Genomic DNA, 8304 nt, shown 5'->3' with positions numbered 1-8304 from the left:
CATTCCGCCCGCTCACGTGAGCCGGACGGGAGGCACGGGACCAGCCCGCCGCGCACCTCCCGTCCGGTAGACGGCGAGCGGGCACGAACCCGTGGTGCATCCGTCACACGCAAGCCCCGCCCCGCACCCGCACCCGCACCCGCCCCTTTCCGCACCGGCCGGACGGTCGCGGGCTACCCTCGGAAGGTGACCCGCGACGGAGAGGAACACAACGTGACGAGCGCTGCCACCCGCACCGAGACCGATTCCCTGGGCTCGAGGGAGGTGCCCGTCGACTCGTACTGGGGCATCAACACCCTCCGGGCGATGGAGAACTTCCCGATCGCCTCCGTCCCGATCGCGGTGTACCCGGACCTCGTCGCAGCGCTGGTGACGGTGAAGCAGGCGGCGGCGCGCGCGAACCGGGCGATCGGGGTCCTCGACGACGAGCGCGCCGACGCCATCGACCGGGCCGCGCAGGAGGTCCGTGACGGCGCCCTCCGCGACCAGTTCGTGGTCGACGTGGTGCAGGGTGGCGCAGGCACGAGCACGAACATGAACACGAACGAGGTCCTGGCGAACCGGGCCCTCGAGCTCCTCGGCCGCGAGCGTGGGGACTACGCCTACCTGCACCCGATCGACCACGTGAACCGCAGCCAGTCGACGAACGACACGTACCCGACGAGCATCAAGATCGCGATGATCTACGGGGTGCGCCGCCTGGCCGACCAGCTCGAGCAGTTGTCCGCCGCCTTCGCCGAGCGCGGGCAGGCGTTCGCCGACGTCCTGAAGGTCGGTCGGACGCAGCTGCAGGACGCGGTGCCGATGACCCTCGGCCAGGAGTTCACGGGCTTCGCGCACACCATCCAGGAGGACGTCGTCCAACTCCGCCGGGTGGTGCCGCTCCTCTGCGAGATGAACCTCGGCGCGACCGCGATCGGCACGGGGATCACGGCGGACCCGCTCTACCGCGACGAGGTCCGCAGGCAGCTCGCCGTCGCGTCCGGCGTCGACGTCGTCACCGCACCGGACCTCATCGAGGCGACGAGTGACGCCGGCTCGTTCATGACGCTCTCCGGCACCGTGAAGCGCAGTGCGATGAAGCTGTCGAAGATCTGCAACGACCTGCGACTGCTGGCGTCGGGTCCGCAGGCGGGCCTCGGCGAGATCACCCTGCCACCCCGCCAGGCCGGGTCCTCGATCATGCCGGGCAAGGTGAACCCGGTGATCCCGGAGGTCGTGAACCAGATCGCGTTCGCCGTCGCCGGCGCGGACACCACGGTGACGATGGCGGCGGAGGGTGGGCAGCTCCAACTCAACGCGTTCGAGCCGATCATCGCCCACTCGATCCTGCAGTCGCTGCAGTGGATGGCCCGCGGGTGTGCGACCCTCCGCGAGCACTGCGTCACCGGCATCCAGGCGAACGAGGCCAAGCTCGCCGCACAGGTCGACACGAACGTCGGCGTCGTCACGGCGCTGACGCCGTACATCGGCTACGCGGCGGCGGCGTCGATCGCGCACACGGCGCTGACGACCTCGACCCCGATCTCGACGCTGGTGATCGCGGCAGGCCTGATGGACGAGCACCAGGTGCACCGGGTCCTCAGCCCGGCGCGGCTGTCCGGCATCGAGCTCGCGACGGGCGCGATGCCGGTGATCACCGAGGCGATGCTCGAGCAGCACGCCCGCGACGTCGCACCGCGTCCGCCGCAGGTCTGACAGCGGGACCCACCGGACGGGAGGCCCGTGGCGACGCCGTCACGAGCCTCCCGTCCGTCAGACGCCCTGACGGCGCGCTGCTCCCGACGGCGCGCAGCTCACGGCATCGGCCGCTCGCCCGCGCGCACCTGCCCCGCGACGCGCCGGAGTTCCTCGTCCCGCGGGGAGTCCTCGTCGTCGGGCAGCTCGGCGGCTGCGGCCCGCACCTGCGCCGCCGCCGCGATGTCCTGGTCCCGCCACCGGGCGAGTGTGAAGTTCCGGGTGACGTCGCGGAGCGGCAGGCGGATGGTCTCGTCGGCCTCGATGCCGGCGAGGAGCTGCCGCATCCGGATCACCTCGGAGTCGAGCTCCCCGCCGACGACGAGCACGAAGTTCGAGATGTACAGGTAGACGAGCAGCAGCAGCGCTCCGCCGAGCCAGCCGTACGCCCGGTTGCCGCCGCCGATCGTCTCCACGTACAGCGCGAAGCCGACCGTGGCGAGCGCCCAGGTGCCGATCGCGAAGCCGGCACCGGCGGACACCCACCGCAGCTGCGGTGTCTTGACGTTGGGGGTGGCGGTGTAGAGCACGGCGACCATGACGACCAGGTCCGCGGCGAGCACCGGCCACTTCACCACGTTCCAGACGTCGTCGACCCAGGACGGCCAGCCGACCTGTTGCACGACGGCGGCGGAGATCATCGGGGTGCCGAGCAGGATCACGAGCGCGACGGCACCGCCGACCATGACCAGCAGCGTGACGAGGAGCATCATGCCGCGGAACTTCCAGATCCGCCGGCCCTCCTCGACCTCGTAGGCGGTGTTCATCGCCCGGCCGAACGCGGTCGCGTACCCGGACAGCGACCACAGCGTCAGGACGAGTCCGACGGTCGCGCCGAGCCACGGGTTGTCGAGCGTCAGCAGCTGCCGGAGCGGGGTCTCGAGGTGCTCGGCCGTCTCCGGTCGCACGAGGACACCGAGGACGCCGACGATGTCCGCCACGCTGTCGCCGCCCTGGTCGACGACCGCGAGGATCGACACCACCGTCAGCGCCGTCGGGAACACGGTGAGCAGGGCGAAGAACGTCAGCGACGCGGCGGAGTCGACGACCCGGTGCCGGATGACCGAGTGGTACGTCCGACGCACCACTGCCCGGACCCCCGAGCGGCGCAGGTCGCGTTCTCGGCTCGCCGGCATGGGTCGACGGTACCGGCTCTGTCAGTTCGCGTTCGGGTGCAGTGCGTCGTACCGGCGGAACGACGGCACCAGCCGGAGCAGCAGGGCGACCAGCGCGATGATGAGGACACCGCCGATCACCGGCGGGTAGGCGAACCCGGCCGCGACGACGAGGCCGGCGTACAGGTCGCCGACGCGCGGGCCTCCCGTGACGACGACGATGAAGATCCCCTGCAGTCGTCCGCGCATACCGTCCGGCGCGGCGGCCTGGAGGATCGTCCCGCGGAACACGCTGCTCACGTTGTCCGCACCGCCGGCCACCGCGAGGAACAGCGCGCACAGCACCAGCGCCGGCAGGATGCCGGTCGAGAAGGTCTCGGACGGCCGCCCGCCCAGGAGGTGCGCGCAGGCGACGACGACACCGAACGCCGCGATCGCCCCGCCGTAGACGGTGATCGCCCAACCGACCGCCTCGCCCTGCCGTCGGACGTGGCCGAGCGGCCCGGAGAAGATGCCCGACAGCAGCGCACCGATCGCGTACGCCGCGGTGAGCGCCCCGACGGTGATCGAGCCGCCGCCGACCACGAGGGCGCCGATCGCGGGGAACAGCACGCGGGGCTGCCCGAACGTCATGGCGATGATGTCGAGCACGAACGTCATCGTGATGTTGCGGGAGCGTCGGAGGAACTTCGCCCCCTCGATCAGCGACGACAGCCCGGGGCGCAGCGCGTCGTGCTCGGGAGCCATCCGGGGAAGGGTGATGACGCCCAGGAACGCCGCACTGAACAGCACGACGTCGACCGTGTAGGTCGGCGCGAAGCCGAACGCGGCGACCAGCACGCCGCCGACCGCCGGTCCGACGGTGACCGAGAACCCGGCGCTGATGCTGTTCAGGGCGCTCGCCGCAGGCAGGAGCTCGATGCCGACCAGGCGCGGCACGATCGCCGCGCGGGACGCTCCGATCACGGTCCCGGCGACGGCGTTCACGGTGACCAGGACGTACAGCAGCACGACGCTGTCGAGTCCGAGCCAGGCGTGGGCGGCGATCATCGCGGTGGTCACCCACGCCAGGACGGCCGAGACGAGGGCCACCGTGCGGCGGTCGAACGCGTCGGCGAGCATCCCGCCGTAGAGGCCGGCCAGGATCATCGGCACCAGGGAGATCACGCCGACGAGCGACACCATGAAGGTGGAGCGGGTGATCTCGTACACCTCGAGGCCCACGGTGACGCTCGTCATCATGGTGCCGATGCCGGCGATCGAACTGCCGATCCACAGGCGCGCGAACGCGGGGGAGCGGCGGAGGGGGGTGAGGTCGGCGAACAGGGAACGGTGGGGCTTCGTGGGGGCGTCCACGGGGGCTTCTGGTGTCACGGTGGAACCATTCTGTGGCCTGGAGGCCGCCTGCGGGGCCGGGTTTCGTTCTCTGGTTGACTGACGAGCATGACTGACCTGAACAGCAAGCCCGAGTTCGACGCCCCCGAGGGCCCGGCCCCCACCGACCTCGTCATCACCGACATCGTCGAGGGTGACGGCGCCGTCGCCGAGTCCGGCTCGACCGTCAAGGTCCACTACGCCGGCGTCGAGTACGAGTCCGGCGAGGAGTTCGACAGCTCCTGGGGTCGTGGCGAACCGATCGACTTCCCCCTCGCGGCCCTCGTCCGCGGATGGCAGGAGGGCATCCCCGGCATGAAGGTCGGCGGCCGTCGCAAGCTCGTCGTCCCGCCGGAGCTCGCCTACGGCCCGGCCGGCGGCGGACACTTCCTGTCCGGCAAGACCCTGATCTTCGTCATCGACCTGCTCGGCGTCCGCTGATGGCGGGCGTCCCGGAGGTCCCGACCCTCGAGCTGAACGACGGGCACCGGATCCCGGCGCTCGGCCTCGGCACGTACTCGCTGGACGGCGACGAGGGGATCGCCGCGGTCGGTGCGGCGATCACGAGCGGGTACCGCCTGCTCGACACCGCGCTGAACTACGGCAACGAGGACGCCGTCGGTGCAGCGGTCCGCCGCGCCGACGTGCCGCGTGACGAATTCGTGGTGACGTCGAAGCTCCCGGGACGCCACCACGGCTACGACGAGGCGCACCGTTCGGTGGACGAGACCCTGGCGAACCTGGGGCTCGACCACCTGGACCTGTACCTGATCCACTGGCCGAACCCGTCGGTGGGCAAGTTCGTGGACACCTGGAAGGCGTTCGTCGACCTGCGGGACAGCGGCAAGGTCCGCTCGATCGGTGTCTCGAACTTCACGCCGGAGCACCTCGACCGCATCATCGACGCCACCGGGGTCGCACCGGCCGTCAACCAGGTCGAGCTGCACCCGTACTTCCCGCAGTCCGAGCTGCGTGCCGTGCACCAGCGGCTGGGCATCGTCACCGAGAGCTGGAGCCCGCTCGCCAAGCAGTCCGAGCTCCTCACGGAGGCACCGGTCACCGCCGCGGCCGACGCGCACGGGGTGTCGGCCGGCCAGGTCGTGCTCCGCTGGCACGTCCAGCTCGGTGCCGTCCCGGTGCCGAAGTCGGGCGACCCGGACCGGCAGCGCGAGAACCTCGACGTGTTCGGCTTCACGCTGAGTGACGACGAGGTCCAGGCCATCTCCGCGCTCGAGCGCGGTCGGCTCTGGGACGGCGACCCGGACACGCACGAAGAGATGTAGTCGCGACCGGTCGCGGTCGCGGTCGCGGTCGCGGCCGCGATCGAGTCGAAGCCGACCGGGGCGGGGGGATACGATTGGTCCCCCTGTCCCGAAGGGTTGCGAGTGTCCGAAGCGCGTGTTTCCGAACCCACCGAGATCGACCGTGAACGCGGTTACGTCGACGGTCTGTTCCACCGACTCGACGAGCTGACGGCCGAGGCCGCCCAGCGACTCGCCGAGACCCGTCGACAGACCGTCGGCGGCAACCACCAGAGCCGCAGCGAGCGCGACGCGTTCGCCCGGCTCTACGAGGACACCGTCGCCACGCTCGAACGCGTCGGCGACCGGCTCGTCTTCGGCCGGCTCGAGGTCCAGGACCCGCCGGCCGACGAGGACGCCTTCCGGTACATCGGTCGCGTGGGTCTCCGTGACGCCGACCACCGTCCGCTGCTGCTCGACTGGCGGGTGCCCGGTGCCAGTGCGTTCTACCAGGCCACCGCGGCCCATCCGATGGGCATGCGCGCCCGCCGACACCTGACGCTCGAGGGCCGCACGGTCGTCGGCGTCGAGGACGAGGTCTTCGACGCCACCCTGTACGACGACGAGCGCACCCACCTGCAGGGTGAGGGCGCGCTGCTCGCCGCGGTCACCGCCGAGCGCACCGGCCGGATGACCGACATCGTCGCCACGATCCAGGGCGAGCAGGACCGCATCATCCGCTCCCCGCTCGAGGGCGTGCTCATCGTCCAGGGTGGACCCGGGACCGGGAAGACCGCGGTGGCGCTGCACCGCGCCGCCTACCTGCTCTACTCGTACCGCGAGCGGCTCCGGGGCTCCGGGGTGCTCGTGGTCGGCCCGTCTCCGGCGTTCCTCACCTACATCGAGCAGGTCCTGCCGTCCCTCGGCGAGACCGGCGTCGTGATGGCCTCCCTCGGCTCGCTCTACCCGGGGCTGCACACCACCGTGCACGACAGGCGCGACGTCGCCGCCGTGAAGGGCTCCGGCGAGATGGCCGACCTGCTGCGCCGGGCCGTGCGTTCGCGCCAGGTCGTCCCGTCCGAGTCCGTCACGCTCGACGTCGAGGGTGAACGACTCGTCGTACCGCCGCAGCTCGTCGCCGAGGCGATGCGTCGCGCCCAGGACCGCGGCAAGCCGCACAACGTCGCCCGGGTGTCGTTCAACAAGAACGCGCTCGACGCCATGACCCGTCTGCTCGCCGAGCAGCTCCGGCAGCGCGGCACGACGGTGGACGAGGCCGACGAGAAGGTCCTCCGAGAGGACATCCGCAGCTCGTACGACGCCCGCGTCCTGCTCAACACGGCGTGGCTGCCGCTGCCCGCCGAGAAGCTCGTCGAGGACCTCTTCGCCCGTCCGAACTGGTTGGCGTCGCTGACCCCCAACTGGTCCCCGGAGCGCCGGGAACTGCTCCGACGCGAGCGTGGTGCCGCGTTCACGGTGGAGGACGTCCCGCTCCTCGACGAGGCGGCCGAGCTCCTCGGGGAGTTCGACCCGACCGGTGGTGCGGCGAAGCGCCAGGCCAAGGCCAGCCGGAACCGCGACATCGAGAACGCCCGGCAGGCCATCGAGAACATGGGCGTCGAGGGCATCGTCAGCGCCGAACAGGTCGCCGGGGCCTTCGCGGAGAACGGCGACCCCCGCTCCACCGCCGAGCGCGCCGCCGAGGACCGCGAGTGGACCTACGGGCACATCGTGGTCGACGAGGCGCAGGAGCTCTCGCCGATGCAGTGGCGGATCCTCGCCCGACGGAACCCGCTGCGCTCCTTCACGATCGTCGGCGACATGGCGCAGGGCTCCTCGCCCGGTGCCGCCCGGACGTGGGACGACGTCCGCGGCGCGCTCTCGCGCCGTCGCCGGGGCCGTGCGCCGCAGGTGCCGCTGGACTCCCGGCTCGAGGAACTCACCGTCAACTACCGCACACCGCGCTCCATCGTCGAGGCCGCCGGGGCGTTCGCCGCCTCGGTCGGGCTGACGGTGACCGCGAACGAGGCGGTCCGCGACGGTGACCCCGTCGAGCGGCTGCACGTCGACCGATCGGACCTGCTCGACACCGTCGCCCGTCGGGTCGACAGCGAGCGTGACCTGATCGGTTCGGGGACGATCGGCGTGATCGTGCCGGAGGCCGACGTCGCCGCCGTGCGTGCGCGGTTGGCCCGCACCGAGGCCGACGTCCGCGGGCTGGGTTCACCGCGCCCGGGCTCGGTGACGGTGCTCACCGGTGCCGATGCGAAGGGCCTGGAGTTCGACGGCGTGCTGCTCGTCGACCCGGACCGCGTCGGGTCCGACGCCGCCCGTGCGGCTGCGGCGGTCTACGTCGCGATGACCCGCCCCACCCGTCGCCTGACGGTGATCGACGTCGCCTGACGGTCATCGACGTCACCTGACGGTCATCGACGTCACCTGACGGTCATCGACGTCACCTGAGGAGCAGGACGGGCGGCATGGCCGGGAGGCCCGGCCCGCGTCCGTCAGGCCGGCTCGCCCTGGTCCCGCACCTGCGCCACGAGCGTCGCCCAGGGCCCGTCCAGTCGACGACCCGGGATCGTGACCGTGGTCCGGGCGACGGTGACCGTCCAGACGAAGTCGTCCCGGACCGCGTCGCCCGCAGCCGGGTCCGTCGCCGGTACCTGGTCTCGGGGGAGCGCGCCGACGAGCTCGGCCCACCGGTCGGCGTCCGGCCGGTCGTCGGTGTCGAGCCGCCAGGCCCGGGTCATGCCGGCGAACCCTCCGCTGCGGCGCACGACGATCTGCATGCCCCGCAACGTACGCCCTCCGTGCCCGCCCCCGCACCCCGGCGC

At 71.7% G+C, this 8304-nt stretch carries 7 protein-coding genes; 4 read left to right on the top strand and 3 right to left on the bottom strand.

Features of this window, described 5'->3' with window-relative positions:
* Positions 1-186 precede the first annotated feature (186 nt).
* Positions 187-1698 carry an aspartate ammonia-lyase gene (locus DEJ24_RS16375; protein WP_258374868.1) on the top strand — a complete coding sequence of 504 codons (1512 nt, stop codon included), beginning with the start codon at positions 187-189 and terminating at the stop codon, positions 1696-1698.
* Between the two features lie 98 nt (positions 1699-1796).
* Here DEJ24_RS16375 and DEJ24_RS16370 read toward each other — a convergent pair whose 3' ends face one another.
* Together DEJ24_RS16370 and DEJ24_RS16365 are read right to left on the bottom strand one after the other, a co-directional pair.
* On the bottom strand, positions 1797-2873 hold the full coding sequence (locus DEJ24_RS16370) for a YihY/virulence factor BrkB family protein (protein ID WP_111079632.1): 1077 nt from the start codon (positions 2871-2873) through the stop codon (positions 1797-1799).
* 21 nt (positions 2874-2894) lie between these two features.
* Positions 2895-4208 carry an MFS transporter gene (locus DEJ24_RS16365; RefSeq protein ID WP_258374867.1) on the bottom strand — a complete coding sequence of 438 codons (1314 nt, stop codon included), beginning with the start codon at positions 4206-4208 and terminating at the stop codon, positions 2895-2897.
* Between the two features lie 87 nt (positions 4209-4295).
* On the opposite strand from DEJ24_RS16365, the gene DEJ24_RS16360 reads away from it, so the two are divergent.
* The 3 genes from DEJ24_RS16360 to DEJ24_RS16350 all read left to right on the top strand — a co-directional run bounded on the left by DEJ24_RS16360 (position 4296) and on the right by DEJ24_RS16350 (position 7870).
* Entirely contained in the window at positions 4296-4667 is a 372-nt protein-coding gene (locus DEJ24_RS16360; RefSeq protein ID WP_111045050.1) for an FKBP-type peptidyl-prolyl cis-trans isomerase, read from the top strand.
* Positions 4667-5509, top strand: a complete 843-nt coding sequence (locus DEJ24_RS16355) for an aldo/keto reductase (RefSeq protein WP_111079628.1) — start codon at positions 4667-4669, stop codon at positions 5507-5509. The genes DEJ24_RS16360 and DEJ24_RS16355 overlap by 1 nt, the downstream gene beginning before the upstream one ends.
* Positions 5510-5611: 102 nt before the next feature.
* Positions 5612-7870 (top strand): ATP-binding domain-containing protein, encoded by a 2259-nt coding sequence (locus DEJ24_RS16350; RefSeq protein WP_111079626.1) that lies wholly within the window; start codon positions 5612-5614, stop codon positions 7868-7870.
* 104 nt (positions 7871-7974) lie between these two features.
* On the opposite strand, the gene DEJ24_RS16345 is transcribed toward DEJ24_RS16350, so the two are convergent.
* Complete coding sequence (locus DEJ24_RS16345; RefSeq protein ID WP_111079624.1) at positions 7975-8259, bottom strand: protealysin inhibitor emfourin; 285 nt, start codon at positions 8257-8259, stop codon at positions 7975-7977.
* Positions 8260-8304 lie beyond the last annotated feature (45 nt).

The organism is Curtobacterium sp. MCPF17_001, assembly GCF_003234615.1.
In the GTDB taxonomy this organism is placed as follows: Bacteria; Actinomycetota; Actinomycetes; order Actinomycetales; family Microbacteriaceae; genus Curtobacterium.
Note: the sequence above shows the minus strand (reverse complement) of the source record. Positions and strands in the feature narration are given on the sequence as shown.

Bases quoted from the DNA above. Each gene is read 5' to 3' on its own strand.
- DEJ24_RS16370 (WP_111079632.1), bottom strand. From the start codon at position 2,873: ATGCCGGCGAGCCGAGAACGCGACCTGCGCCGCTCGGGGGTCCGGGCA.
- DEJ24_RS16360 (WP_111045050.1), top strand. From the start codon at position 4,296: ATGACTGACCTGAACAGCAAGCCCGAGTTCGACGCCCCCGAGGGCCCG.
- DEJ24_RS16355 (WP_111079628.1), top strand. From the start codon at position 4,667: ATGGCGGGCGTCCCGGAGGTCCCGACCCTCGAGCTGAACGACGGGCAC.
- DEJ24_RS16345 (WP_111079624.1), bottom strand. From the start codon at position 8,259: ATGCAGATCGTCGTGCGCCGCAGCGGAGGGTTCGCCGGCATGACCCGG.